The 25,916-nt window shown below is 44.7% G+C and carries 23 protein-coding genes; 14 read left to right on the forward strand and 9 right to left on the reverse strand.

Features of this window, described 5'->3' with window-relative positions:
• Positions 1 to 49: 49 nt before the first annotated feature.
• The 7 genes from VTAP4600_RS13565 to fis all read left to right on the forward strand — a co-directional run bounded on the left by VTAP4600_RS13565 (position 50) and on the right by fis (position 5,969).
• A complete protein-coding gene (locus VTAP4600_RS13565; RefSeq protein ID WP_102523993.1) occupies positions 50 to 958 on the forward strand; it encodes a DMT family transporter in 909 nt (302 codons plus the stop codon).
• A gap of 249 nt (positions 959 to 1,207) precedes the next feature.
• The gene (gene aroQ / locus VTAP4600_RS13570) at positions 1,208 to 1,657 is read left to right on the forward strand and encodes a type II 3-dehydroquinate dehydratase (RefSeq protein WP_102523280.1); all 450 of its coding nucleotides are present in this window, start codon (positions 1,208 to 1,210) and stop codon (positions 1,655 to 1,657) included.
• A 61-nt stretch (positions 1,658 to 1,718) separates the two neighbouring features.
• Positions 1,719 to 2,171 (forward strand): acetyl-CoA carboxylase biotin carboxyl carrier protein, encoded by a 453-nt coding sequence (accB, locus tag VTAP4600_RS13575; protein ID WP_102523281.1) that lies wholly within the window; start codon positions 1,719 to 1,721, stop codon positions 2,169 to 2,171.
• A 14-nt stretch (positions 2,172 to 2,185) separates the two neighbouring features.
• Positions 2,186 to 3,529, forward strand: coding sequence for an acetyl-CoA carboxylase biotin carboxylase subunit (gene accC / locus VTAP4600_RS13580; protein WP_102523282.1), 1,344 nt, complete (start codon positions 2,186 to 2,188; stop codon positions 3,527 to 3,529).
• Positions 3,530 to 3,642: 113 nt separating this feature from the next.
• On the forward strand, positions 3,643 to 4,530 hold the full coding sequence (gene prmA, locus VTAP4600_RS13585; protein WP_102523283.1) for a 50S ribosomal protein L11 methyltransferase: 888 nt from the start codon (positions 3,643 to 3,645) through the stop codon (positions 4,528 to 4,530).
• A gap of 150 nt (positions 4,531 to 4,680) precedes the next feature.
• Positions 4,681 to 5,649: a tRNA dihydrouridine synthase DusB gene (gene dusB / locus VTAP4600_RS13590; protein ID WP_102523284.1), complete on the forward strand. Its 969-nt coding sequence runs from the start codon at positions 4,681 to 4,683 to the stop codon at positions 5,647 to 5,649.
• A 23-nt stretch (positions 5,650 to 5,672) separates the two neighbouring features.
• Positions 5,673 to 5,969 carry a DNA-binding transcriptional regulator Fis gene (fis, locus tag VTAP4600_RS13595; RefSeq protein ID WP_102523285.1) on the forward strand — a complete coding sequence of 99 codons (297 nt, stop codon included), beginning with the start codon at positions 5,673 to 5,675 and terminating at the stop codon, positions 5,967 to 5,969.
• Positions 5,970 to 6,056: 87 nt separating this feature from the next.
• On the opposite strand, the gene VTAP4600_RS13600 is transcribed toward fis, so the two are convergent.
• Positions 6,057 to 6,635 (reverse strand): hypothetical protein, encoded by a 579-nt coding sequence (locus tag VTAP4600_RS13600; RefSeq protein WP_102523286.1) that lies wholly within the window; start codon positions 6,633 to 6,635, stop codon positions 6,057 to 6,059.
• Positions 6,636 to 7,023: 388 nt separating this feature from the next.
• Here VTAP4600_RS13600 and VTAP4600_RS13605 point away from each other — a divergent pair, with 388 nt between their 5' ends.
• On the forward strand, positions 7,024 to 8,664 hold the full coding sequence (locus VTAP4600_RS13605; protein ID WP_102523287.1) for a methyl-accepting chemotaxis protein: 1,641 nt from the start codon (positions 7,024 to 7,026) through the stop codon (positions 8,662 to 8,664).
• Positions 8,665 to 8,721: 57 nt separating this feature from the next.
• Here the strand turns inward: VTAP4600_RS13605 and zntR are convergent, their stop codons facing one another.
• Positions 8,722 to 9,120 carry a Zn(2+)-responsive transcriptional regulator gene (zntR, locus tag VTAP4600_RS13610; protein ID WP_102523288.1) on the reverse strand — a complete coding sequence of 133 codons (399 nt, stop codon included), beginning with the start codon at positions 9,118 to 9,120 and terminating at the stop codon, positions 8,722 to 8,724.
• A 274-nt stretch (positions 9,121 to 9,394) separates the two neighbouring features.
• Between zntR and purH the strand changes: the two genes are divergently transcribed.
• Both purH and purD read left to right on the forward strand, forming a co-directional pair.
• Entirely contained in the window at positions 9,395 to 10,987 is a 1,593-nt protein-coding gene (gene purH, locus VTAP4600_RS13615) for a bifunctional phosphoribosylaminoimidazolecarboxamide formyltransferase/IMP cyclohydrolase (protein WP_102523289.1), read from the forward strand.
• A gap of 86 nt (positions 10,988 to 11,073) precedes the next feature.
• Positions 11,074 to 12,363 carry a phosphoribosylamine--glycine ligase gene (gene purD / locus VTAP4600_RS13620; protein ID WP_102523290.1) on the forward strand — a complete coding sequence of 430 codons (1,290 nt, stop codon included), beginning with the start codon at positions 11,074 to 11,076 and terminating at the stop codon, positions 12,361 to 12,363.
• A 114-nt stretch (positions 12,364 to 12,477) separates the two neighbouring features.
• Here the strand turns inward: purD and VTAP4600_RS13625 are convergent, their stop codons facing one another.
• Positions 12,478 to 13,191 carry a DUF1481 domain-containing protein gene (locus VTAP4600_RS13625; RefSeq protein WP_102523291.1) on the reverse strand — a complete coding sequence of 238 codons (714 nt, stop codon included), beginning with the start codon at positions 13,189 to 13,191 and terminating at the stop codon, positions 12,478 to 12,480.
• 39 nt (positions 13,192 to 13,230) lie between these two features.
• On the reverse strand, positions 13,231 to 13,503 hold the full coding sequence (gene hupA, locus VTAP4600_RS13630; protein WP_102523292.1) for a nucleoid-associated protein HU-alpha: 273 nt from the start codon (positions 13,501 to 13,503) through the stop codon (positions 13,231 to 13,233).
• 270 nt (positions 13,504 to 13,773) lie between these two features.
• Between hupA and VTAP4600_RS13635 the strand changes: the two genes are divergently transcribed.
• Positions 13,774 to 14,832 (forward strand): CNNM domain-containing protein, encoded by a 1,059-nt coding sequence (locus VTAP4600_RS13635; RefSeq protein WP_102523293.1) that lies wholly within the window; start codon positions 13,774 to 13,776, stop codon positions 14,830 to 14,832.
• 98 nt (positions 14,833 to 14,930) lie between these two features.
• Here the strand turns inward: VTAP4600_RS13635 and brnQ are convergent, their stop codons facing one another.
• Positions 14,931 to 16,232: a branched-chain amino acid transport system II carrier protein gene (gene brnQ, locus VTAP4600_RS13640; RefSeq protein ID WP_102523294.1), complete on the reverse strand. Its 1,302-nt coding sequence runs from the start codon at positions 16,230 to 16,232 to the stop codon at positions 14,931 to 14,933.
• A 229-nt stretch (positions 16,233 to 16,461) separates the two neighbouring features.
• A complete protein-coding gene (locus tag VTAP4600_RS13645) occupies positions 16,462 to 17,052 on the reverse strand; it encodes a YjaG family protein (RefSeq protein WP_102523295.1) in 591 nt (196 codons plus the stop codon).
• A gap of 70 nt (positions 17,053 to 17,122) precedes the next feature.
• On the opposite strand from VTAP4600_RS13645, the gene VTAP4600_RS13650 reads away from it, so the two are divergent.
• Both VTAP4600_RS13650 and VTAP4600_RS13655 read left to right on the forward strand, forming a co-directional pair.
• Entirely contained in the window at positions 17,123 to 18,049 is a 927-nt protein-coding gene (locus VTAP4600_RS13650) for a D-2-hydroxyacid dehydrogenase (protein ID WP_102523296.1), read from the forward strand.
• Positions 18,050 to 18,052: 3 nt separating this feature from the next.
• The gene (locus tag VTAP4600_RS13655; RefSeq protein WP_102523297.1) at positions 18,053 to 18,634 is read left to right on the forward strand and encodes a uracil-DNA glycosylase family protein; all 582 of its coding nucleotides are present in this window, start codon (positions 18,053 to 18,055) and stop codon (positions 18,632 to 18,634) included.
• Between the two features lie 180 nt (positions 18,635 to 18,814).
• Here the strand turns inward: VTAP4600_RS13655 and hemE are convergent, their stop codons facing one another.
• Complete coding sequence (gene hemE / locus VTAP4600_RS13660) at positions 18,815 to 19,882, reverse strand: uroporphyrinogen decarboxylase (RefSeq protein ID WP_102523298.1); 1,068 nt, start codon at positions 19,880 to 19,882, stop codon at positions 18,815 to 18,817.
• Between the two features lie 246 nt (positions 19,883 to 20,128).
• Positions 20,129 to 20,899, reverse strand: a complete 771-nt coding sequence (gene nudC / locus VTAP4600_RS13665; protein ID WP_102523299.1) for an NAD(+) diphosphatase — start codon at positions 20,897 to 20,899, stop codon at positions 20,129 to 20,131.
• Between the two features lie 181 nt (positions 20,900 to 21,080).
• Here nudC and rsd point away from each other — a divergent pair, with 181 nt between their 5' ends.
• A complete protein-coding gene (rsd, locus tag VTAP4600_RS13670) occupies positions 21,081 to 21,584 on the forward strand; it encodes a sigma D regulator (RefSeq protein ID WP_172443121.1) in 504 nt (167 codons plus the stop codon).
• 110 nt (positions 21,585 to 21,694) lie between these two features.
• Here rsd and rpoC read toward each other — a convergent pair whose 3' ends face one another.
• A complete protein-coding gene (gene rpoC, locus VTAP4600_RS13675) occupies positions 21,695 to 25,903 on the reverse strand; it encodes a DNA-directed RNA polymerase subunit beta' (RefSeq protein ID WP_102523300.1) in 4,209 nt (1,402 codons plus the stop codon).
• Between the last annotated feature and the right edge of the window lie 13 nt (positions 25,904 to 25,916).

The following is a 25,916-nucleotide window of genomic DNA, read 5'->3' on the forward strand; positions in this document are numbered from 1 at the left end:
TTGATTGAATGTAAAACTACGCTCACTTTCCTCTTACTCTATGGCAACAATGAACAAACAAATTATCATCTCCATTACTTTCCTTTCGGTTTGTCTTATCTGGGGAACCACGTGGATGGCCATGAAGATTGCGGTTGAGTCGATCCCACCGATCACAGCAACAGGACTGCGTTTCCTACTCTCTGCACCATTAGTGATTTTGATTGCTAAGGCAATGAAACAACCACTTATGTTTCCAAAAGGTCAACGGGGCTTTATGGGAGCGGTGGCGTTGTTGTACTTTGCTATTCCATTCACATTGATGATCGTCGGTGAGCAATACATTTCTTCTGGATTGGCTTCCATCATTTTTGCCAACATGCCTATCGCGGTTATGGCCATTTCAATGATCAGCCTGTCTCTTCGACTGGCTCCACATCAAATTATAGGGCTAGCTACCGCTGTTATCTCATTGTGTTTCATTCTGTCAGGGGAATTAGAGATTGGCGACAATAACGATCAAGTCGGCACCTTGGCTCTGATCACAGCCGTTTTAATACACGCGGTGATGTATGTAATGACCCAAAAACACGGTAAGGGCATTCATGTCGTCACTTACAATGCGCTGCCATCCGCTATAGCCGCCGGATTATTGCTCATCACCGGTTGGCTATTTGAACAACCGACCACTGCCACTTTTTCAGCCGATTCTATTTATGCCGTCATCTATCTCGGTGTGGTTGCGAGTGTTGTTGGAATCATTGCCTATTTCACACTAAACCAAATCACTTCTCCGTTCACCGCATCCCTTTGTTTCTTGATTTTCCCTATTGTGGCGCTACTGCTCGATGCCTGGGTAAACGGCAACCATTTATCTGTATTTTCACAGCAACTGCTGTTTCCATTGTTGATCGGTATTGTTGTCGCTAAAACAACTAAGCTTCCGTCTTGGTTGATCGCACGAGTCGACAAGCCTTAGTGTCATAATTCCTGCCCAAGTGATCCTCCTTCACTTGGGCATCTTTATTTAACCTTCCTCACAAATTTCCATTCCCCTGACATTAACTTAGGGAGATTAGACCAGTATTTTGCTGCTAATTGCGCTGAATTGTCTATAATCGACAGTTAATCTCTGCCGAAGTCCATATTCAGATAAAATGTGAGACTTTGGGTTAAGAAAAATGGAAAGGCGGATTTTACGTCCTAGATAACGGAAGATAGGCTCAAGATGTCAGCGAAATCGAGAATTCTGGTACTTAACGGCCCAAATTTAAATTTGCTTGGTTTGAGAGAACCTGCGCACTACGGTTCGCAAACGCTTGAACAGATTGTCCACAACTTGCATCAACAAGCTGAAAATATCGATGTAGAGCTAACGCATCTGCAGTCAAATCGTGAGTATGAGCTTATTGAAGCCATTCACGCAGCGTACGATTGTGTGGATTTCATCATTATCAATCCGGCCGCATTTACCCATACAAGTGTCGCTTTACGTGACGCACTACTTGGGGTTGCGATTCCATTTATTGAAGTGCACCTATCTAATGTGCACAGCCGAGAACCTTTCCGCCACCACTCTTATCTTTCAGATAAAGCAGTCGGTGTGATTTGCGGTTTAGGGGCGCAAGGATACCAATTTGCTTTGACCGCTGCGGTAAACCACCTGCAGTCAAAGTAGTTACTGATCGCTATGTGATGCCTTAAAGGCAAGTCATTAAACAGATAAAGAGAAAGACAACATGGATATTCGTAAAATTAAGAAGCTGATTGAGTTGGTTGAAGAATCTGGCATTGCTGAACTAGAAATCTCTGAAGGTGAAGAGTCAGTACGCATCAGCCGTCACAGCCCAGCACCAGTTGCTGCTCCAATACAATATGCAGCAGCACCTGCGCCAGTTGCGGCTCCAGTAGCAGCGGCTCCGGCAGCACCAGTAGAAGCGGCGCCAGTAGTACCTGCTGGCCATCAAGTACTTTCTCCAATGGTTGGTACTTTCTACCGCTCTCCAACACCTGAAGCGAAATCATTCATTGAAGTCGGTCAAAGCATCAATGCTGGCGATACACTATGTATCGTTGAAGCGATGAAAATGATGAACCAAATCGAAGCGGATAAGTCTGGTGTTGTAACCGCTATCCTAGTTGAAGACGGCCAAGCTGTTGAATTCGATCAGCCACTTGTTGTTATCGAATAATCGAGGCTACTCCTATGCTAGATAAATTAGTCATCGCGAACCGAGGTGAAATTGCACTTCGTATTCTTCGCGCATGTAAAGAACTCGGCATCAAAACCGTAGCGGTTCACTCAACTGCCGATCGCGATTTAAAGCACGTTTTACTTGCTGATGAATCAATCTGTATTGGTCCTGCTCGCGGCATCGATAGCTACTTAAATATTCCTCGCATCATTTCTGCTGCAGAAGTGACAGGCGCGGTAGCGATTCACCCAGGTTACGGCTTCCTTTCTGAGAATGCCGACTTTGCTGAACAAGTAGAGCGCTCTGGTTTTATTTTTGTTGGTCCAAAAGCTGAAACCATCCGTATGATGGGTGACAAAGTTTCTGCCATTACGTCAATGAAAAAAGCCGGTGTTCCTTGTGTACCTGGTTCTGACGGCCCACTCGACGACGACACAGCAAAAAACAAAAACCATGCTAAACGCATTGGCTACCCAGTCATCATCAAAGCCTCTGGCGGCGGCGGTGGTCGTGGTATGCGTGTGGTTCGCTCTGAAGCTGACCTTGAAGAAGCCATTCTGATGACGCGTGCTGAAGCAAAATCTTGCTTTAACAACGACATGGTTTACATGGAAAAATTCCTTGAAAACCCTCGTCACGTTGAAGTACAGATCATCGCTGATGGCCAAGGTGGCGCCATTCACCTAGGTGAGCGTGACTGTTCAATGCAACGTCGCCACCAAAAAGTGGTTGAAGAAGCTCCAGCTCCAGGTATCACTGAAGAAATGCGTAAGTACATTGGTGAACGTTGTACTCGTGCATGTCTTGAAATTGGTTACCGTGGTGCAGGTACATTCGAATTCCTATACGAAAACGGCGAGTTCTACTTCATTGAAATGAACACTCGTATTCAAGTAGAGCACCCAGTGACTGAAATGGTAACGGGCGTTGACCTGATCAAAGAGCAACTTCGTGTTGCTGCAGGCCAGCCTTTGTCGTTCACTCAAGATGAAATCAAGATCAGCGGTCATGCGATTGAATGTCGTATTAACGCCGAAGATCCTGAACGTTTCCTACCTTGCCCAGGCAAGATTGAACGTTTCCATGCGCCAGGCGGCATGGGTGTTCGTTGGGAATCTCACATCTACACGGGTTACACAGTCCCACCACATTACGACTCAATGATTGGTAAGCTAATCACATTCGGTGAAAACCGCGATGTCGCCATTGCTCGTATGAAGAATGCATTAGGTGAGATGATCGTAGAAGGCATCAAAACCAATACTTCTCTTCAAGAAGCGATCATGGCCGATGAAAACTTCCAACACGGTGGAGCAAACATCCACTACCTTGAGAAGAAGCTTGGTCTGCAATAAGCGCCTTTGATTGAATAAAAAACACTCCCACTGAGGAGTGTTTTTTTTGTCCAAATTTTCTAAATTCTGCTAGAATCCCCTCCAATTTCCACTCAAGCAAGAAGATACATCCCATGCCTTGGATTCAAATTAAACTCAACGCAAGCGACAAAAATGCGGAACAAATTGGCGACATGCTAATGGAAGTCACTGGTGCGTTATCCGTTACTTTCCTAGATGCGAAAGACACGCCGGTATTTGAACCTGCACCCGGTGAAACTCGCCTTTGGGGTGAAACCGATGTCGTTGCACTTTACGATGCAGAAATCGATACAGACTTGGTGATCAAGCAAATCAAAGCAAGCAACCTGCTTGAAGATGGTTTCGCCTTTAAAGTCGAGCAACTTGAAGACAAAGACTGGGAACGTGAATGGATGGAAAACTTTCACCCAATGAAATTTGGTGAACGTTTATGGATCTGCCCAAGCTGGCGCGATATTCCAGAACCAGACGCTGTTAACGTCATGCTCGACCCTGGACTTGCATTTGGCACAGGCACACACCCAACAACATCTCTATGCCTAGAGTGGCTAGAAGGCTTAGATCTGACGGGTAAAACTGTGGTCGACTTTGGTTGTGGTTCTGGCATCCTTGCCATCGCAGCCTTAAAGCTTGGCGCAGCAAAAGTCATCGGTATTGATATCGACCCTCAAGCCATTTTAGCCTCAACAGACAATGCTGAGCGCAATGGTGTTGCTGGTCAAATCGAACTCTATTTACCACAAGATCAACCTGAAGGTTTAGTAGCGGACGTTGTGGTTGCTAACATTCTGGCAGGTCCACTACGTGAACTCTCTGGCGTGATCAAAGGATTAATCAAACCAAACGGCCTTCTTGCTATGTCTGGTGTACTTGATAGCCAAGCCGAAGATGTTGCAGAATACTACCGCGATGAACTTTTAGTCGATCCAATCGTCGAAATGAGCGAATGGTGCAGAATTTCAGGCCAAAAATCTGCGTAATTGCAAGCTTAATTGGTACTGGGTGCGCTAATTGCCTGAAAATCGGGCAATTTCAAAAACAAATTGTAAATGCTCAAAAATTAAGCTTTTCTCTTTGCTAAAAAATGCGTAAAATGCGCGCCCTTACTGGTATAGAACTGTGTAGCTGTTTTGAAGATTGGAAACCATCAACTTAAGAATAATCTTATCGTCGCGCCGATGGCTGGCGTTACCGACAGACCGTTTCGAGAGTTGTGTCTTCGCTATGGTGCGGGGATGGCCGTCAGTGAAATGATGTCCTCTAACCCTAAAGTATGGAATACAGCTAAATCCCAACAACGCATGGTACATGAGGGTGAATCGGGCATTCGCTCAGTACAGATTGCGGGCGCAGATCCTCAGTTAATGGCAGAAGCAGCACAAGTGAGTGTTGAGAACGGTGCGCAAATCATCGATATCAATATGGGCTGCCCTGCTAAAAAGGTAAACAAGAAGCTTGCTGGCTCTGCATTACTTCAACACCCTGACATCATCAAAAAGATTTTGACAGCGGTGGTAGATGCAGTAGACGTTCCTGTAACCTTAAAAACCAGAACTGGCTGGAACACAGAAAATAAAAACTGTGTTGAAGTCGCTAAAATGGCCGAAGACTGCGGCATACAAGCCTTGGCGCTCCATGGACGCACCAAAACATGTATGTACAAAGGCGAGGCAGAATACGACAGCATCAGAGCGGTAAAACAAGCCATTTCAATACCGGTTATCGCTAACGGTGATATCGATAGCCCAGAAAAGGCGAAGTTTGTACTGGATTATACCGGTGCAGACGCTTTGATGATTGGACGCCCTGCCCAAGGACGTCCTTGGATTTTTAACGAAATCCTACACTACTTGGAAAACGGCACCACGATGCCCGAACTTCCGTATTCGGAAGTAAAAGGCATTCTGCTTGGTCATGTTGACGCTCTTCATGAATTCTATGGGGAGTATTTAGGCCCTCGCATTGCTCGTAAGCATGTGGGTTGGTACTTAAAAGAACATGAACAAGCGAGTGAGTTTCGCCGTACCTTTAATGCCATTGAAGCAGCTCCGCTGCAGATTGAGGCATTACAAGGTTATTTTGATAACGTTGCATCATAATTACGAGAAGAGCTAGACCTAATATGTTCGAACAAAACCTGACTTCAGAAGCATTGACAGTAACTACCGTTACATCTCAAGACCAAATTACACAGAAACCACTACGTGACTCTGTAAAGGCATCTTTGAAAAATTATCTTGCTCAGCTAAATGGTCAAGACGTCAGCGAATTATACGAACTAGTATTGGCAGAAGTTGAACAACCACTACTAGACACCATCATGCAATACACTCGCGGTAACCAAACTCGCGCAGCAACCATGATGGGTATTAACCGTGGTACTTTGCGTAAGAAACTAAAAAAATACGGCATGAACTAATTAAAATTAGTTAAGCTTATGCTTTTAAAGCCCTGACCAATAAATTGGTTGGGGCTTTTTTTATGTCAAAATAGCCTTCATTAACGTCTATTTTATTTGATAATTCATCACTAAATTCATCGCATCCAAGTATTGGTATAAGCCATTGCCATCGAGTTGGAGTAGGTCTATTGGGTCGCCTTCTAGCTTGCACCCATTAGCAATAGCTTTGTCTTCAAGACCTTCTTGTCTTAACAACTCAAACAATAAGCCACCAGCCAATTCCTCTTCTCGCACAATCACCTCTCTTAGCTGACGATTAAATTCAAACAACTCGCTACGCTCGGATGGCAAATCAATTTCTGGAGAAAATAGGTTATGGCATAGATTCGCGACAAAATAAGCGGCAAAGAGGCCAACGACAGTAAAAATGTTCATCAACTCAAAGGCTGAACTTATCAACACAACAACGGAAGATATCAATACGACCCAACTGAGTCGAAATGCGGTTTGCTTCCTCATTTCTTTTTGTTCACTTTTCAGCGTTTTTTGATTCAGCCGTAATAGATACTCACACCCTGGCTTTAAGTGCTGCTTATATAGGTAAGTAGCCGCCTGCTGGCGAGTCACTTGAATCGACGACGTTTTGATTTCAGAGGCACTGGTTTCATTTATGGCGCTGTTCATTGAATTATCTCTCGGTAAAACACATCACTTTTCAGAGTAACGATTTCGAGTTCACTAATTCATGATAGTTTAATCAATCCACCGTGCTTCTTATCGAGTAATTGATTTTTATGACCTAAACCCTTTCTTATAACTAAAAATCAGATCCACTCACCCCCCAATTAAGTGACGTTTTCTCACAATATCATCCATAACAGTCACACTTTTTGTATGTATTTTAAACAGCTCACAGTCACAACACTATACTGAATGCATAACAACAAGGCGCGACAATTCTTGCAGATCTGCTTTACCATAATCAGTAACAGTAGTGAGATAAGGAAGAAAAATAAGCGCCTAGATAAACGCCCACAGAGCGGCCCTCTGCAATACAAAGGAATGTTTTACTATGACTGGTCTTAACTTGCGCTTCATTTCCATCAAAAAACGGCTGTACCTACTCACCCTATGCATTACTGTGTTAATGCTTATACCGTTGGGCCTATTAGCCCTTGACTATAAACAAGACCTACTTGAAGCGAAGCAAATAAAAACTCGTCATTTAGTTGAAACGGCGAATAGCCTTACAGCCCACTTTCACCAGCTACAAGTCAATGGCGTGTTAAGCGAAAAACAGGCTCAAGAGCAAGCAGCACAAGCACTGTCCAACTTACGTTACGAACAAAACGACTATTTTTGGGTGAATGATACGCAGCCCAAAATGGTCATGCATCCAATGAAGCCTCAACTGAATGGTAAAGACCTTTCTAATGTCAAAGATCCAACCGGAAAAAAATTATTCGTTGAGTTTGTTCAGGTCACCAATAAATCACAGCAAGGCTTTGTGTATTACATGTGGCCTAAACCAGGCTCCGACGTTGATGTAGAGAAGCTATCTTACGTGAAACTGTTCAAGCCTTGGGGTTGGATTATTGGCAGTGGTGTCTACATCGATGATATTGAAGATCTATTCTGGCAACGTGTTCAATCTTCTTCCACATTGATTGCTATCAGCTTACTGTTTATGTTGTTGGTTTCTAGGACCCTGAGCAAAAGCATCATTACACCCTGTGAGCAACTCGATACAGCGCTCAATGATATTGCTCAAGGTGAGGGAGACTTAACCCAGCAACTCGCTCATAAAGGAAATGATGAACTGAGCCACATCGCGAAAGCATTTAACCTGTTTACCTCAAAGATTCGGACGATTGTCGGCCAAATGCTGCCCGTAAGTCAGTGCATTACTTCAACCGCAACCCAGCTTAATCAACTTGCCGCACAAACATCTCGACAAGCACAGCAACAACATGAATCGGTCGATACTGTTGCATCAGCCATGAGACAACTGCATGCCAGTAATCAAGAGGTGGCCACCTCCGCAACATCCGCAGCAGAAGCGGCGCAATTGGCCACCAGCCGAGGGCAAGATGGCGCGCTCATTATGGATGAAGCCGCCATTCAAATGAACGCCCTCTCTGAATTACTCAAGCAAACAGAACAGAGCACCATTCAGTTAGCAGCAGATTCAGCGGCCGTTTCTACCGTGCTAGAAGTCATTAGGGGCGTAGCTGAGCAAACGAACCTACTAGCACTCAATGCCGCCATTGAAGCTGCTCGCGCTGGGGAACAAGGTCGAGGATTTGCCGTTGTTGCTGATGAAGTACGAACGCTGGCAACGCGCACGCAATCAAGTACCGATGAAATCGAACAGATCATCAATAACTTGCAGCAAAGAGCCGACAGCGTGACTAAAGCGATGGAAAAAACACAGAGCCAGTCTGTATCGACTCAACAACAAGCAGAAGAAGCCAAACTGGCTTTGGCTGCGATTGACCATCAAGTCAGCATTATTCTTGAATTAAATCAGCATATTGCTCAATCTAGTCAGCAGCAAAGCACGGCCGCGGAAGAAATCAGTCACAACTTAACGAATATTGCACAAAACAGCGACCAGTCGGCTTCTCAGGCTACCGAGGTGGCTCAAGCGAGTCAGGAACTCCTGTCCAACGGCGAACAGTTGCAACAAACCATCAATCAATTCAAAGTTTAGCTTTTCTAGGGACGTAAAATCACAGCGCAAACACTCTCGTTTGCGCTGTTTGTTGTTTTACTGCAATGCCGCCAAAATAGAACAGTGACTGGCATTGTCTTCAACATGACCGCAGCAATTATCATTTATCTTTTTTAAAGCAACTCGAATCTTAGTCAGCTCATGAATTTTTTCGTCAATGACCAGTAACTTTGATGACGTAATGGCTTTAACTTCTGCGCAACTATGAGCTGTAGCCTCTAACCGAATCGTCAGTAACTCTCGTATTTCGTCTAGGCTTAATCCCAACGATTTCGATTTCAAAATAAACAATACCTGGCGTTGATTCTCTTCATCATACAAGCGATAACCCGAGTCACTCCGACCAGCAGGTTGAATCAAAGCATTTTTCTCATAGAAACGTAATGTGTCTGTACTCACACCGCAGCGCTTCGCTAACTCTCCAATCTGAAACATGTTTTTTTAGCCCTGTTATAAGTAATTAGGGACAAAATGACCCAAATAGATTAAAAAAATTGTGATACCAATCGATTGCGCGAGCTTTTTTATAATTAATTGGTTAGAATACGCGCCATCAAATTTGGGAGATGCTCTAATGAGCTCGCAGCCAAAGGTCTTTACCAAAACGGTCTGCTATCGTGCCTTTTTAGTCACAATAGCGTCATTTTTGGCAAATATCTTTAGTTTGTTTAACACATATTAACTCCGTGAATTTGAGGAAGATGGTAGCATGAATAACGCACGTCCAATCCGCCGCGCTCTGATCAGCGTATCAGACAAAACTGGCATCGTTGAGTTTGCAAAAGCTCTAGCTGAACGCAATGTAGACATCCTTTCTACAGGTGGCACTGCACGCCTACTTGCTGAACAAGGCATTTCTGTTACTGAAGTATCCGATTACACTGGCTTCCCAGAAATGATGGACGGTCGTGTTAAGACTCTTCACCCTAAAGTTCACGGTGGTGTACTAGGTCGTCGTGGTCAAGATGACGACATCATGGCAACTCACGGCATCAACCCTATTGATATGGTTGTAGTGAACCTTTACCCGTTCGCAGAAACCGTAGCAAAAGAAGGTTGCACTCTGGCAGATGCCGTTGAGAACATCGACATCGGCGGCCCTACTATGGTTCGCTCTGCTGCAAAAAATCACAAAGACGTCACTATCGTCGTAAACGCACACGACTATAGCCGTGTTATCACTGAAATGGACGCAAACGACAAGTCTCTGACTCTTGAAACTCGTTTCGACCTAGCCATTGCTGCATTTGAGCACACGGCTTCTTACGACGGCATGATCGCTAACTACTTTGGTACTATGGTGCCATCTTACGGTGAAAACAAAGACGGAGACCAAGAGTCTAAATTCCCTCGTACGTTCAACCAACAGTTCGAGAAAAAGCAAGACATGCGCTATGGCGAAAACAGTCATCAAGCGGCCGCTTTCTACGTAGAAGCAAACCCTGAAGAAGCGTCGGTTTCTACCGCTCGCCAAATTCAAGGTAAAGCACTTTCTTACAACAACATTGCAGATACTGACGCCGCTCTTGAATGTGTGAAAGAGTTCGACGAACCAGCATGTGTCATCGTTAAGCACGCAAACCCATGTGGTGTTGCACTAGGTGAAAGCATCCTTGAAGCTTACGACCGCGCGTTCAAAACAGACCCAACGTCTGCATTTGGCGGCATCATCGCATTCAACCGTGAATTAGACGCAGCAACAGCAACGGCTATCACTGAACGTCAATTCGTAGAAGTTATCATTGCCCCTTCTGTTTCTGCTGAAGCGGTAGAAATCGTAGCGGCTAAGAAAAATCTTCGCCTACTTGAATGTGGCGAGTGGACAGCTAAAACAACTGGCTTTGACGTGAAGCGCGTTAATGGCGGCTTGCTAGTTCAAGACCGCGACCAAGGCATGGTTTCTGAAGATGACCTAAAAGTGGTTTCTAAGCGCCAACCAACAGCGGAAGAGCTAAAAGACGCCCTATTCTGCTGGAAAGTAGCGAAGTACGTTAAATCTAACGCTATCGTATACTCAAAAGGCGACATGACCATTGGTGTCGGCGCAGGCCAAATGAGCCGTGTTTACTCAGCGAAGATCGCAGGCATCAAAGCAGCAGACGAAGGTTTGGTTGTTGAAGGTTGTGCTATGGCATCTGATGCGTTCTTCCCATTCCGTGACGGTATCGATGCGGCAGCTGAAGCGGGCATTAAATGCGTTATCCAACCAGGTGGTTCTATGCGTGATGATGAAGTCATTGCCGCAGCTGACGAACATGGTATGGCGATGATCTTTACTGGCATGCGTCACTTCCGTCACTAATCACTAGGTTAAACCTAAACGATTAGACGAATATCGAGCCTCTCACTTTGAGGGGCTTTTAAGAATTTAAAACTTAGGATTTAAACATGAACGTATTGATCATCGGTGCTGGCGGCAGAGAACATGCTTTGGGTTGGAAAGCAGCTCAAAACCCAAACGTTGAAACTGTTTTTATTGCTCCAGGTAATGCAGGCACTGCACTTGAGCCAAAATTAGAGAACGTTCAGATTGGCGTTGAAGATATCGCAGGTTTGGTTTCATTCGCACAAGACAAAAAAATCGAACTCACCATTGTTGGCCCAGAAGCCCCCCTTGTTATTGGTGTGGTTGATGCTTTCCGTGAAGCAGGCTTGCCGATCTTTGGCCCAACCGAAGCCGCTGCGCAACTTGAAGGCTCAAAAGCATTCACCAAGGATTTCTTGGCTCGCCACGACATCCCAACAGGTTACTACTCAAACTTCACTGAAATTGAGCCTGCGTTGGCATATGTACGTGAGCAAGGTGCTCCTATCGTGGTTAAAGCCGACGGCCTTGCCGCAGGTAAAGGCGTTATCGTTGCGATGACTCTGACTGAAGCAGAAGACGCGATCAAAGACATGCTAGCGGGCAACGTATTTGGTGAAGCCGGTAGCCGTGTTGTGATTGAAGAATTTCTAGATGGCGAAGAAGCAAGCTTCATCGTTATGGTTGATGGCAAGAATGTTTTGCCAATGGCCACCAGCCAAGATCATAAACGTGTTGGCGACAAAGATACGGGGCCTAACACTGGCGGCATGGGTGCATACTCTCCGGCCCCTGTTGTGACTCCTGAAATCCACAACCGCATCATGGAAGAAGTTATTTACCCGACTGTGCGCGGTATGGAAGCGGAAGGTAACCCATACACAGGTTTCCTTTACGCAGGCCTAATGATCGATGCGGATGGTACGCCAAAAGTGATCGAATACAACTGCCGTTTTGGTGACCCTGAAACGCAGCCTATCATGATGCGTATGGAGTCTGACTTAGTTGAGTTATGTCTTGCGGCCATCGATGAGAAGCTAGACACAGTAGAATCTAAGTGGGACCCACGCGCATCTATCGGTGTTGTTCTTGCTGCCGGTGGTTACCCTGCAGATTATGCAAAAGGTGATGTGATTTCTTTGCGTAACGCTGAAGTTGAAGGTCAAAAGATCTTCCACGCAGGCACCGCAAACAATGAAGCAGGCGACGTCGTTACAAACGGTGGCCGCGTACTGTGTGCTACTGCGCTTGGTCACAGTGTTTCAGAAGCTCAAGAACGTGCTTACGCACTAACAAAACAAGTTAGCTGGAATGGCATGTTCCACCGCAACGACATTGGCTACCGTGCCATTGCTCGTGAGCAAGAAAAGTAAATTATTGGTAATTAGCCTCTAAGCAATTTGGCTAATACAACCGAAGTAATAAAAAGGCGCTCAATACAAGATTGAGCGCCTTTTTTATTCTAAGATTGATGAATACTGAAAGGGTTACTCCGTTTCAATCCACGACGGTCGTTTCACACAGTCATAGTTATCATCAGATAGCATCAGTAATTCAGACACCGATACTTTTTTCGCTTCCTTAGTGCCTAAGAGCGCGACGTAATTATCTACCGACGATAAACGGTTCACCACAAAGCTTGGCAATGTTTGATTAAACTCCAGCTGCTGAAATTCACGTCCATTGCAAGTTTCGAAGGTTTCACCATCCCAGTAGCCTTGAATTAACTCTAGATTGTCGTCATGTTGGTCATTGACGATATCGTATAACGATAGAGCTTCTTGCTGATAACGAGTAATGTTATTGGTGCTCAAAGGCCTAACCTTACCATCCAACCGATACTGCTGGTACACAGCCTCACCAGAAGCACTAAAACGAATATGTACCCGATACGGGATTAGCGGATTGTTTTCACTGCCAACAGGAGACTGTAATCGGAAGCCCTGACGAACCAACTCTCTCAATACACCATCATCCCAACGGTAATCAGTAGAATAAGAGCCATAATCACCAGAGGTGACAAAGTCGGCCGCGGTATGCGGTTTGCCTAGTTTTTTTGTTAACCAATAGAAACTGGTTGAGTCACCAGCAGACTGGCCACCAGATAAGTTTGAATATTGTGAGGCACTAGCAATCGGATCGCTAGAGGAGCAACCGGCGATGGCTGCAAGTAACGCGGATATAAGCAGTAGACGTTTCATAAAAAACTACGCCGAGTAATGAACTCGGCGTAGTATAGATTATTTCAGTGAATCTTTCAGTGCTTTACCTGCAACAAATGCTGGAACATTCGCAGCTGCAATTTGGATTTCATCACCAGTTTTTGGGTTACGGCCAGTGCGAGCTGCACGGTGATTTACTTTAAATGTACCAAAACCGATAAGTTGAACTTGATCACCCTCTTTAAGTGCATCAGTTACACCACCAAGCAATGCTTCTAGAGCTGCTTTTGCTTGTGCTTTAGAAAGATCGGCTTTTTCAGCGATAGAGTCGATTAGTTGGGTCTTGTTCATTAGGTTTCCCTTCTTGTAGATAATTCGAAAACTGACTCACTGTAAATCATAAATACCTGTTCTGGCAAAGGTTTGTCGCACCATATCTGCCCTTATGTTGCGTTTTTAACCATTTTGTGGGTTCTGCTTCACATATTGTTACTAGTTTTTATGGGCTACTGCTTGTTTTTAGCTCAATGAAGACCAAGATCTAAGGGAACCATCTGGCCACTACAACGTGTAGCTGGCACCTTTTCTGATGGCATTCCATCACTATTTCAGTAGGAAAATATGTTACTGCTAACATTTTACGTCTCCATTGCAATCGGAGTTTCGTTTGTTTGTTCGGTACTAGAAGCTGTGCTTTTAAGTATCTCCCCAAGTTATATCGCTCAATTGCGTCAGCAAGGACACCCAGCGGCCAGCGGCCTTTTGGCTCTAAAAGAAGATATAGATCGTCCACTGGCTTCAATCCTGACTTTAAATACCATCGCCCATACGATTGGTGCCGCAACGGCAGGTGCACAAGCTGCTGTGGTATTTGGCAGCCAATGGCTCGGTGTTTTCTCAGCGGTTCTAACGCTCGGAATTCTAGTTCTATCTGAAATTGTTCCAAAAACTATTGGTGCTACGTACTGGCGTCAACTGGCTCCAGCAACCGCAGGGGTTTTACGCTGGATGGTTTTCGCTCTTAAGCCGTTCGTTTGGTTTTCAGAACAAATCACGAAACGATTGGCTCGCGGCCATCAACCACCCAAAATGCGTGATGAACTATCAGCGATGGCTATGCTTGCAAGAGAGTCGGGTGAATTTGCAGAAGGCGAATCAAAAATACTAAGTAACCTGTTAAACATTCAAGATGTACCGGTTACCAACATCATGACTCCACGTACTGTGGTATTCCGAGTGGATGCAGAAACCACAATTGATGAATTTCTAGCAGAACATAAAGAAACGCCATTTTCTCGACCACTGATCTACAGCGAGCAAAGCGACAATATCATTGGTTTCGTGCATCGATTGGAGTTATTCAAACTTCAACAATCTGGTTCTGGCGCAAAGCAACTGGGTACGGTAATGCGACCAATTCATGTGCTGCTCAACAATATGCCTCTGCCTAAGGCATTCGACCAGATGATGGCTTTACGTTTGCAGCTATCTTTGATTGTCGATGAATACGGCACCATTCAGGGCCTATTAACCTTAGAGGATATTTTCGAATATCTACTCGGTGAGGAAATCATCGATGAAGCCGATAAAACCAATGACATGCAAGAGCTTGCTTACCAACGTTGGGAGCAATGGAAACGAGTGCACGGGGTAATCGAAAACAAAGACGATGATGAATAAGCTGCTCGCTTAATCTTTATTAAGATAAACAAAAAAAGGCAGTGATGCCTTTTTTTGTTTTTGTCGCTCAAGCCGCCCAATACTGCCTTTGAATCTGACTAAACCGCCGAACTCACAAAGCGATGTTTACGGCTCATTACGACACCACCAACAAGTGAGATTAACGTTGGCAGTAACCACGCCGCATGAAAATCATAAAGCGGCATGTATTGCTCACATAACAGACTCAAACTCTCTGGTACTTCTCCTAAAATATGACAAGCATCCAACAGGCCAAATAACGCCGCAACAGCAACCACAATCATGACCCACGCTTGGCTCAAATAATGGCGGCATAATGCCGTAAGCAATAGGGCAATCGCGATCGGGTGAAGTGCCACAACCGCAGGTAAAGTAATAGTTAATAGCTGACTCAACCCTATGGTTGCGACCAAACTCGCCAGAATCATCGTACTACAAATCGAGGTACGGTATTTAAACCAAGGAAAAGTCTTAGCATGGAACTCACCCGCAGCAGTTGTTACACCGATAGCGGTTGTCAGGCAAGCCAGCAACATAACAGCACCCAACAAGATCGTTCCGGTATAACCAAAATGAAACTGAGTAAAGGCCGTTAAAATTTCTCCACCATTTTGAAAGTCATAACCCAAACTTGGGCTCGTTAAACCGATATACGCTAGCGTTAAGTAAACCAATGTAATACCAGCAGCATAAATACCTGCCGCCATTAAGGTATATCGAGTAATGTCTTTGGGCTCACTCACCCCCATACCTTGAATCGCTCTGAAAATAATCCAACCAAAGCCGATAGATCCTAGAGCATCCATCGTCATGTAACCTTGAGTCAAACCTTGCGATAATGCACCATCAACGTAGTCGCCTTGAGCAACCGAAAAGTCCCCTGACGGAAACAAAAAAGCGGCACCAGCTAGAATGGTTAGAATAACCACCAGCAAAGGTGTGAGTAGCTTCCCTAAGCTAGAAACCAACTTTCCAGGGTACATAGAAAATAGTATTGCAACCAAACAGAATGCGGCAGAAAACCACACTAGACCAGCATCGCCAATAAAAGGGGAAAATGTAAATTGGTAGGCGACCGTAATAGCACGAGGAATGGCAAATGCAGGGCCAATAACGATAAATAACATCACCCAAAAACCAATAGCAATCTTACGTGGGAAGGCCTTAGTCAAATTGTCAGAGCCGTTGACCAATGCAATTACTACCAAAGCAAGCGCTGGAAGCCCAACTCCTGTAATCAAAAAACCCACCATACTAATGGCCAAGTTTTCACCCGCCAGGTAGCCCAACAAAGGTGGAAATATTAAATTACCTGCCCCTAGATACATAGCAAAGGTCATAAAGCCTAATGCTGCGATGTCTTTACCCGCCAATTTCATTTTTTCTACCAATTATTTGATGTCGAATAATGTTTTATAAACCGATGTACGACACGGAGCAAGGCTGACAAATTAAATAAGTAACTATGTTCAACATTAAATCGGATAGTGGTATTTTTCACTAGTTCCATTGAATTAGTTAGTTTAAATCACTAGTGCTTTGTGACGGACATAAAAAAGGGAGCGTTAGCTCCCATTCATAAAATATGTGCCATCCATTGGATAGACGTTAATCTAAAGCGAGACCGATATTACTTACGCCTTCATCACGCAATTCCATACGTAAGTCTTTAATCAAATCGATATCACGTGCTTCGCATTCTCTCAAAGGCCTGAAGATAGCCCATTGCGCGTCCCACTCTTCACAAACTGCTTCGTTTTCTTTTTGGTTTTCGTTCGTGATCTCAGTCCCTGACTTCGCTTCTTCTAACATCGCCACTGTCTCTACTGACTTTTGACTCACTTTGATCAAAGATTCAAATAGATAATCTCGGTCTAACAAACCATGAAGTAACGTCGACAAACCAAAACAGGCATCAATGGCAGGGTGAACGCCATAGAAATCAAAATCTTCAGAAGATGGAATTAGCTCTTCCAATTTTTCTAATTGGCGCTCAAAATTCACTTTTGCAGTTTTTACCGTCAAAATTTCCCAAACACTGTCTAGAATATCTTTATAGATACGGGCTTCTGCAAATTCCGTATTATCACAAAACACAGCGTAATTTGGGTACATACGCTCACATAGCGAAGCCATAAATGTAATCTGTTGCCATGGCTCAAGCTTTTCAAGCCTAACTTGAATTGGATTCTGTAACATAGAGACTCAAAGGTTGTAGAAAAAGACAGCGGAAGTGTACTTGATAACCACTCAGGAAAAAAGCAAGCCTATGAATAATTTCACCAATAAACTCTATATTCTTTCTAAAGATCGCAGTGAATACATTGAGCTGATCAAGCAATCATCATTAGAAGAACTCGAGATCACAGAAGATCCGAGTCAAGCTGAGATAATACTCGCCGATCCCCCTATGATTGCCTCTCAGCTAGAGCATTTCCCTAAACTTAATTGGTTGCAGTCCACTTTCGCAGGTATTGATAGCTTAGTATCACCAGAGCTACGCACTGATTATAGTCTAACCAATGTAAAAGGCATTTTTGGCCAACAGATTTCAGAATACGTGATCGGTCAAAGTCTTAACTATTATCGCCATTTTGCTCGTTATCAACAGCAGCAAACGGACGGTCAATGGCTACCCCATCAATACCAATCTCTCAATGAAAAGTCGATTCTGATTTTAGGTTGTGGCGATATTGGCAGTCATTTAGGTCGCGTATGTAATGTGTTCGGCATGAAAACGGGCGGAGTCAACAGCTCGGGTATCCCACCAAAAACATCTCCATTCAAGCACACCTTCCATATTAGTGAACTTCACTCCGTCATCGCTGATGCCGATATTATTGTAAACACCCTGCCCAACACACCTCAGACCGAAAACATATTGAACAAAGATGTATTATCTCAAGCTCAACAGGCACTGTTATTCAATGTAGGTCGTGGAGAGGCCATCGACGATCAAGCACTTGTTGATGCCATTGAATCCGGCTACGTTGCTCACGCCTACTTAGATGTGTTCCGTCAAGAGCCGTTACCTGCTGATTCAGCGCTATGGCACAACCCTAAGATAACCCTAACGCCGCACATTGCTGCGCTTAGTTTTCCAAGCCAAGTATTTGAGCAATTTACCGACAACTACAATCGTTGGAGAGATGGCTTTAGACTCACCAATCTGGTCGACTTCAATAAAGGTTATTAAGTCATGTCTTTACCAGAGCTTCTTACTCAGATTCGTAAATGTGATCTATGCCACCAGCATTTATCTCATGGAGCTAACCCTATTGTTCAGGCTGGAGCAAACGCTCGTCTGTTGATTATTGGGCAAGCTCCAGGCCTACGAGTGCATCAAACCGGGATTCCATGGAATGATCCAAGCGGAGATAGGTTAAGGCAGTGGTTACAGTTAACACCTGACGACTTCTACGACAATGAGAAAGTAGCCATTGTGCCAATGGGGCTGTGTTACCCCGGCAAAGGGAAGTCTGGAGACTTGGCACCCAGAAAAGAGTGTGCGCCATTATGGCACTCTACACTATTACATGCGCTTCCAAATATCGAACTGACTTTAGTTATTGGCCAATACGCGCAAAATCGATATTTAGAGAACAAACCAAAAACACTGACTGAAACGGTAAGAAACTGGCAAAACTGGAACAGCATCATTCCTCTTCCTCACCCATCGCCAAGAAATGCTATTTGGCTAAAGAAAAATCCATGGTTTGAAGCGCAAGTCGTGCCAGCGCTACGAGCCAAAGTTGCACAGCTAGCTTTGACCCACCAGTAACCCCTCCTTAGATTTTGCTGTACACCAACACGACCAAAACATCTTAACGTTATGTTTTTATGGGCATAAACTTAGGGCTAGCGAGGATTACATAGCATTTGGGTTACTATGATCTAATTGAAGCTATGCCTAGTGAGAGACATAAAAAAAGCCGGCTAAGAGAGCCGGCTTAATGTTGAGTTACTTGTGATATGGTTTAGATAAATCATGCACCGCTTCAACAAATACGCCTGCATTTTCAGGTGGCACATCTAGGTGAATACCATGGCCTAAGTTGAATACATGACCCGTACCACCATCACCGAAGCCTTCAAGTATCGTCCCTACTTCTTGGCGAATGCGCTCAGGCGCCGCGTAAAGCATAGATGGGTCCATGTTGCCTTGTAATGCCACTTTGTCGCCGATACGAGCTTTCGCATCTGCAATATTAATCGTCCAATCAAGGCCTACAGCATCACAACCTGTCGCAGCGATAGACTCTAGCCACATACCACCATTTTTAGTAAACAGCGTCACAGGAACGCGACGGCCGTCATTTTCGCGAATCAAGCCATCAACAATTTTGTGCATGTAGCGAAGCGAGAATTCGTTGTAGTCACGAGGCGTTAATACACCACCCCATGTATCAAATACCATCACAGATTGAGCGCCAGCTTTAATTTGAGCATTTAAATACTCGATCACGCTGTCTGCTAACTTATCAAGCAGTAGGTGCAGCGTTGCTGGCTCGGCGTACATCATTTTCTTAATTTTAGTAAAGGCTTTCGAGCTTCCACCTTCAACCATATACGTCGCCAGTGTCCATGGGCTACCAGAGAAACCGATCAGCGGAACTTCGCCTTGTAAATCTTTACGGATCTGGCGAACGGCATTCATTACGTATTGTAATTCGCCTTCAGGATCAGGCAGGCCAATCTTATCGACATCCGCTTTACAGGTAATCGGACGTTCGAATTTCGGCCCTTCTCCCGTTTCGAAGTACAAACCTAAGCCCATTGCATCAGGAATTGTCAGGATATCTGAGAATAGAATCGCCGCATCTAACGGGAAACGACGTAGAGGTTGAAGTGTTACTTCTGAAGCCAGCTCTGCATTTTTACACAGAGACATAAAATCACCAGCTTGCGCACGCGTTGCTTTGTATTCAGGAAGGTAACGGCCAGCCTGACGCATCATCCAGACAGGAGTGTAATCAACTGGTTCTTTTAGTAGAGCTCGTAAATAACGGTCATTTTTTAATTCAGACATTCCGACTTCATTCTCTTTATAGATATAAGTTTGATTACGCTATTCTAGCATTTCTTTTCACTATGGATATCCGTACTTTGCAGGCTAGATCATGTTATTAAAGATAAAATCAATAGGGAGTTTGCTTACTAATAGAGCTCATGTTAAAAATTTGTTCGCTAGCGAAAATTATAATAATTGAGCTCTTGATGCTCAAATCTCATAACGACATCTTACTTACCCCTCCGGCAACCCCGGAGGTTTTTTTTATCTGTCCTTTGCTATTTTTTCACCTAAATTATCAATGAGTTCACGAGCTATTGTCCCCCTCGGAGCGACTTCCGGAAGATTATCAAAATCGAACCACTGCGCATCACTAAGTTCGTTATAGTCTGGTTTTATTTCGCCACCAGCGTAGTCAGCAAAGAAGCCGACCATCAAACTGGATGGAAATGCCCACGGTTGGCTACCTTGATACCGAATGTTACAAACATCTATTCCGGTTTCTTCTTTGACTTCACGCGCGACGCATTGCTCCAAAGTCTCACCAACCTCGACAAAACCTGCGATAACAGTGTACATATCACCTTTGTGACGAGGGTGTTGCGCTAGCAGAACCTGATGACCTTTTCTAACGGCGACAATAATGCATGGAAATATACGAGGATAATGTAACGTTCGGCAGTCCTTACATTGCATTGCCAACTGATTTAAATTTAAATGAGTACGACCACCACATTGAGGACAAAACCGAATCGTTTGAGTCATATGCCCCAACTGAATTGCACGGCTGATCAGAAGAAATAAGGGTTCTGGAAAGTGCAAAAGGTCTCGTAATGAAACCATAGTTAGAGGCTGTTCGATTTCCACCGCATTCAACCAATAAACAGGGTATTTGTTATAAGTTCCAACCTGCACTGCGCTTTCAACGTCAAATTCTAACTGACTTGCAGGGTTAAATGGCAATTCTCCATTTTGTACCCATACCTCACTTCCTTCGACTATGCACCAGTATGCCTGTCCGTCATTTTTTACCATCGGATCCTCCCTATACTTGCAGTTCGTTCATTTTGCTGGCAATCTAAATTTCACGTTAGAGTTTGTAGCTGATTCATTTTACAGCTATATATTCTATATACCGCAATATTTTTGCATATTATATGGACCCCTTTGCTCGCAGAGGTTATCGATCTCCGATTGGCGATCGGATCATGAGGACATGGTCATGCTCAATAAATTCAAACAAGTACAAGAACAATGGGGTGGCTCTAGTGAGGTCATTGATCATTGGCTAGATACACGACAATCTTTGATCGTGGAGTACTGCAAGCTTGCCGCACCGCAAGCGGCCAAGAATCCTTCAGTGTCCAGCTTACCTTCCCCCAAAGAACTGCAACTCTTCTGCCAACACCTAGTTGATTACATCTCTGAAGGCCATTTCAAAATTTACGATATGGTCATGGATCGCTGGAACTCAACCGGTTATTCGCCAACAGATGATATCAATGCCGCATATGGCAATATTGTTCTAACCACAGATCCATTGCTCAACTTCACTGATAAGTACGCTAATGTAGCTGAAGACGATCGTTTAGAGCAATTGGAGAGTGAGCTATCACTGATTGGTGAGATTGTTGAAACTCGATTTGAAGTTGAAGATCAGTTAATCAAGCTTATCGCTGATAGTTTGGCCGTACCGCCAGGAGCGGCTAGAAAATGTTGAGGGTTGATGCTATTGCTTCAGCCCTTTTTATTTAGGTCATATCAATCACAAGCATATGCTCTAGATACAAAAAAGGCACCTTTCGGTGCCTTTTTTATTATGCGTTTTGATTACTCGTCAGACGAGAAACCCGCATTTAGCAATGCTGCTAGGTTGTCGGTTGCTTGCTCAGCAGAAGGACCCGTAGGTGCTTTCTGTTCTTCGCGTTGCTTCTGACGCTCTTGGTGGTAGGCAAAACCAGTACCAGCAGGGATCAGACGACCAACAATTACGTTCTCTTTCAGACCACGTAACTCATCACGCTTACCAGAAACCGCAGCTTCTGTTAGTACGCGAGTTGTTTCTTGGAACGATGCAGCTGAGATAAATGACTCAGTCGCAAGAGACGCTTTCGTAATACCTAGAAGATCACGTTGGTACGTAGCAGGTTGCTTACCTTCAGCTTCAAGAGCACGGTTAGCAATCTTAACGTTATGGTACTCAACTTGCTCACCAGGTAAGAAGTTAGAATCACCAGCAGTGCTAATTGTACACTTACGTAGCATTTGACGAACGATAGTCTCAATGTGCTTATCGTTAATCTTAACGCCTTGCAGACGGTATACTTCTTGAACTTCGTTCGCGATGTATTCCGTTACTGCACGGATGCCACGTAGACGTAGAATGTCATGCGGAGTTTCTGGACCGTCTGCGATTACATCGCCACGTTCAACCTTCTCACCTTCAAATACGTTCAATTGGCGATGCTTAGGAATCATCTCTTCGTAGTGCTCATCGCCTTCGCGAGTGATGACTAGACGACGTTTACCTTTAGTCTCTTTACCAAATGATACTGTACCTGTGTGCTCTGCAAGAATTGCAGGCTCTTTAGGCTTACGAGCTTCAAATAGGTCGGCTACTCGAGGTAGACCACCAGTGATATCTTTGTTACCACTAGATTTTTGAGGAATACGTGAAAGCGTATCACCCACACCTACCTCAGCGCCATCTTCAAGCTGTACGATTGCTTTACCTGGTAGGAAGTAGTGAGCTGGCATTTCAGTACCAGGGATCATTACATCGTTACCGGCAGCATCAACTAGCTTCACAGCTGGACGCATATCTTTACCAGCAGAAGGACGTTGAGCTGGGTCAGTTACTTCACTTGAAGATAGACCGGTAAGGTCATCTGTTTGGCGAGCAACAGTAACACCGTCAATCATGTCAACGAATTGGATACGACCTGCCACTTCAGTGATGATTGGCATGGTGTGCGCTTCCCAGTTAGCTACGATGTCGCCTGCAGCTACTGAATCGTTGTCTTTCTTGCTTAAGATAGAACCGTAAGGAAGTTTGTGCTTCTCTTTCGTACGACCGAACTCATCAATGATGGTCAGTTCAGATGCACGAGAAGTAATAACAAGCTTATCTTCTTTGTTGGTTACAAACTTAGCATTGTGAAGTTTAACGGTACCCGTTGTCTTCGCTTGAATGCTGTTTTCTGCTGCGGCTGTAGATGCTGCACCACCGATGTGGAACGTACGCATCGTAAGCTGTGTACCCGGCTCACCGATAGACTGAGCAGCGATAACGCCAACTGCTTCACCTTGGTTCACTAGGTGACCACGTGCTAGGTCACGACCGTAACACTGTGCACAACAACCGAAGTCTGCATCACAGGTAACTACTGAGCGCACTTTCATGCTATCTACAGAGTTCTCTTCCATGATTTGACACCACTTCTCATCAATCAGAGTATTACGTGGGATCAGTACATCTTCAGTACCAGGCTTAAGTACGTCTTCCGCAACTACACGACCAAGCGCTAGCTCAGACAGTGCAACTTTAACGTCACCACCTTCGATGTGAGGCATCATAGAGATACCTTCATGAGTACCACAATCGTGCTCATGAACAACAACATCTTGCGCTACGTCTACTAGACGACGCGTTAGGTAACCGGAGTTCGCTGTTTTCAGTGCTGTATCCGCAAGACCTTTACGAGCACCGTGCGTTGAGATAAAGTACTGAAGTACGTTCAAGCCTTCTTTAAAGTTTGCTGTGATTGGCGTTTCGATGATTGAACCATCTGGACGCGCCATCAGACCACGCATACCTGCTAGCTGACGGATCTGCGCGGCAGAACCACGAGCTCCTGAGTCGGCCATCATGTAGATGCTGTTGAACGATTCTTGCTGTTCTTCTTCGCCATCACGGTTGATAACAGTTTCAGAAGAAAGGTTATCCATCATTGCTTTCGCAACACGGTCATTCGTAGATGCCCAGATATCGATAACTTTGTTGTAACGCTCACCCGCAGTAACAAGACCTGATTGGAATTGATCCTGGATTTCACGTACTTCTTCTTCTGCCGCTGAAATCTCAGTGTATTTCGCAGCCGGTACAACCATATCGTCGATACCAACAGAAACACCTGAAAGTGCTGCGTAAGCAAAACCTGTGTACATAATTTGGTCAGCGAAGATTACTGTGTCTTTAAGACCAAGCTTACGGTAACACTCGTTAAGTAGGGTAGAAATTTGCTTCTTGCCCAGCTTTTGGTTAACGATGCTAAACGGTAGGCCTTTAGGCACGATTTGCCATAGCATTGCACGACCTACAGTCGTATCTACCATGCCAGTTGAAGACGTTGAGTTACCATCTTCATCAACAACAGTTTCGCTGATGCGTACTTTAACGCGTGTGTGTAGTTCAACAGACTTAGTACGGTATGCTTTTTCTGCTTCAGCAGGGCCAGCAAGGTACATACCTTCGCCTTTCGCGTTGATCATCTCACGAGTCATGTAGTACAGACCCAATACAACATCCTGTGAAGGAACGATGATTGGATCACCTGATGCTGGCGACAGAATGTTATTCGTCGACATCATTAGGGTACGAGCTTCAAGTTGAGCTTCCAGAGTTAGAGGTACGTGTACCGCCATCTGGTCACCATCGAAGTCGGCGTTATATGCCGCACACACGAGTGGGTGAAGCTGAATTGCTTTACCTTCGATTAGTACTGGTTCGAATGCCTGAATACCAAGACGGTGAAGTGTTGGTGCACGGTTCAATAGTACTGGGTGTTCGCGAATAACTTCGTCTAGGATATCCCATACGATAGGCTCTTCACGCTCTACCATTTTCTTAGCTGCTTTGATCGTCGTCGCCATGCCACGAGTTTCTAGCTTGCTGTAGATGAATGGTTTAAATAGCTCAAGTGCCATCTTCTTAGGAAGACCACACTGGTGCAGACGAAGGTATGGACCTACTGTGATTACAGAACGGCCAGAGTAGTCTACACGTTTACCTAGAAGGTTCTGACGGAAACGACCTTGCTTACCCTTGATCATATCAGCAAGAGACTTCAAAGGACGCTTGTTAGAACCCGTAATCGCACGACCGCGACGACCGTTATCTAGAAGGGCATCAACAGACTCTTGCAACATACGCTTTTCGTTACGTACGATGATGTCTGGAGCCGCTAGCTCTAGAAGACGCTTCAAGCGGTTGTTACGGTTAATTACGCGACGGTAAAGGTCGTTCAGATCAGAAGTCGCAAAGCGACCGCCATCTAGTGGTACTAGAGGACGAAGATCTGGCGGTAGAACCGGAAGAACGTTAAGGATCATCCACTCTGGGTTGTTACCAGATAGAATGAATGCTTCAACGATTTTCAGACGCTTAGTAACTTTTTTACGCTTAGTTTCAGAGTTAGTTGTTTCCAACTCTTCGCGCATTTGTTCAGCTTCAGCAGATAGATCCATAGTTGAAAGCAGATCTTTGATCGCTTCCGCACCCATCTTAGCTGTGAACTCGTCACCCCACTCTTCTAGACGATCCAAATACTCTTCTTCTGTAAGCATTTGAGATTTTTCTAGATCAGTCATACCAGGTTCAGTTACTACGTACATTTCGAAGTAAAGAACACGCTCGATATCACGCAGTGGGATATCCATTAGTAGACCGATACGAGACGGTAGTGATTTAAGGAACCAGATGTGAGCAACTGGAGATGCTAGCTCGATGTGGCCCATACGGTCACGACGAACTTTAGTTTGTGTAACTTCAACGCCACACTTCTCACAGATAACACCACGGTGCTTCAGGCGCTTGTATTTGCCACAAAGACATTCGTAATCTTTTACTGGACCAAAAATACGCGCACAGAACAAACCATCACGCTCAGGTTTGAACGTACGATAGTTAATAGTCTCAGGTTTCTTAACTTCACCAAAAGACCATGAACGGATCATGTCTGGTGAAGATAGACCGATTTTGATTGCATCAAATTCTTCGGTCTTATGCTGTGCTTTTAGAAAGTTTAATAAGTCTTTCACAATCAGCTCCTGT

Origin of the sequence: Vibrio tapetis subsp. tapetis, from assembly GCF_900233005.1 — a bacterium.
GTDB classification, from domain to species: Bacteria; Pseudomonadota; Gammaproteobacteria; order Enterobacterales; family Vibrionaceae; genus Vibrio; species Vibrio tapetis.

Excerpts from the sequence above, each read along its gene's own strand:
- hupA (WP_102523292.1), bottom strand. The coding sequence starts at position 13,503 with ATGAACAAGACCCAACTAATCGACTCTATCGCTGAAAAAGCCGATCTT.
- VTAP4600_RS13645 (WP_102523295.1), bottom strand. The coding sequence starts at position 17,052 with ATGTTACAGAATCCAATTCAAGTTAGGCTTGAAAAGCTTGAGCCATGG.
- VTAP4600_RS13605 (WP_102523287.1), top strand. The coding sequence starts at position 7,024 with ATGACTGGTCTTAACTTGCGCTTCATTTCCATCAAAAAACGGCTGTAC.
- VTAP4600_RS13635 (WP_102523293.1), top strand. The coding sequence starts at position 13,774 with ATGTTACTGCTAACATTTTACGTCTCCATTGCAATCGGAGTTTCGTTT.
- prmA (WP_102523283.1), top strand. The coding sequence starts at position 3,643 with ATGCCTTGGATTCAAATTAAACTCAACGCAAGCGACAAAAATGCGGAA.
- zntR (WP_102523288.1), bottom strand. The coding sequence starts at position 9,120 with ATGTTTCAGATTGGAGAGTTAGCGAAGCGCTGCGGTGTGAGTACAGAC.
- purH (WP_102523289.1), top strand. The coding sequence starts at position 9,395 with ATGAATAACGCACGTCCAATCCGCCGCGCTCTGATCAGCGTATCAGAC.
- rsd (WP_172443121.1), top strand. The coding sequence starts at position 21,081 with ATGGTCATGCTCAATAAATTCAAACAAGTACAAGAACAATGGGGTGGC.
- nudC (WP_102523299.1), bottom strand. The coding sequence starts at position 20,899 with ATGGTAAAAAATGACGGACAGGCATACTGGTGCATAGTCGAAGGAAGT.
- accC (WP_102523282.1), top strand. The coding sequence starts at position 2,186 with ATGCTAGATAAATTAGTCATCGCGAACCGAGGTGAAATTGCACTTCGT.
- hemE (WP_102523298.1), bottom strand. The coding sequence starts at position 19,882 with ATGTCTGAATTAAAAAATGACCGTTATTTACGAGCTCTACTAAAAGAA.
- VTAP4600_RS13650 (WP_102523296.1), top strand. The coding sequence starts at position 17,123 with ATGAATAATTTCACCAATAAACTCTATATTCTTTCTAAAGATCGCAGT.
- VTAP4600_RS13565 (WP_102523993.1), top strand. The coding sequence starts at position 50 with ATGAACAAACAAATTATCATCTCCATTACTTTCCTTTCGGTTTGTCTT.
- aroQ (WP_102523280.1), top strand. The coding sequence starts at position 1,208 with ATGTCAGCGAAATCGAGAATTCTGGTACTTAACGGCCCAAATTTAAAT.
- accB (WP_102523281.1), top strand. The coding sequence starts at position 1,719 with ATGGATATTCGTAAAATTAAGAAGCTGATTGAGTTGGTTGAAGAATCT.
- VTAP4600_RS13655 (WP_102523297.1), top strand. The coding sequence starts at position 18,053 with ATGTCTTTACCAGAGCTTCTTACTCAGATTCGTAAATGTGATCTATGC.
- VTAP4600_RS13625 (WP_102523291.1), bottom strand. The coding sequence starts at position 13,191 with ATGAAACGTCTACTGCTTATATCCGCGTTACTTGCAGCCATCGCCGGT.
- purD (WP_102523290.1), top strand. The coding sequence starts at position 11,074 with ATGAACGTATTGATCATCGGTGCTGGCGGCAGAGAACATGCTTTGGGT.
- brnQ (WP_102523294.1), bottom strand. The coding sequence starts at position 16,232 with ATGAAATTGGCGGGTAAAGACATCGCAGCATTAGGCTTTATGACCTTT.
- fis (WP_102523285.1), top strand. The coding sequence starts at position 5,673 with ATGTTCGAACAAAACCTGACTTCAGAAGCATTGACAGTAACTACCGTT.
- VTAP4600_RS13600 (WP_102523286.1), bottom strand. The coding sequence starts at position 6,635 with ATGAACAGCGCCATAAATGAAACCAGTGCCTCTGAAATCAAAACGTCG.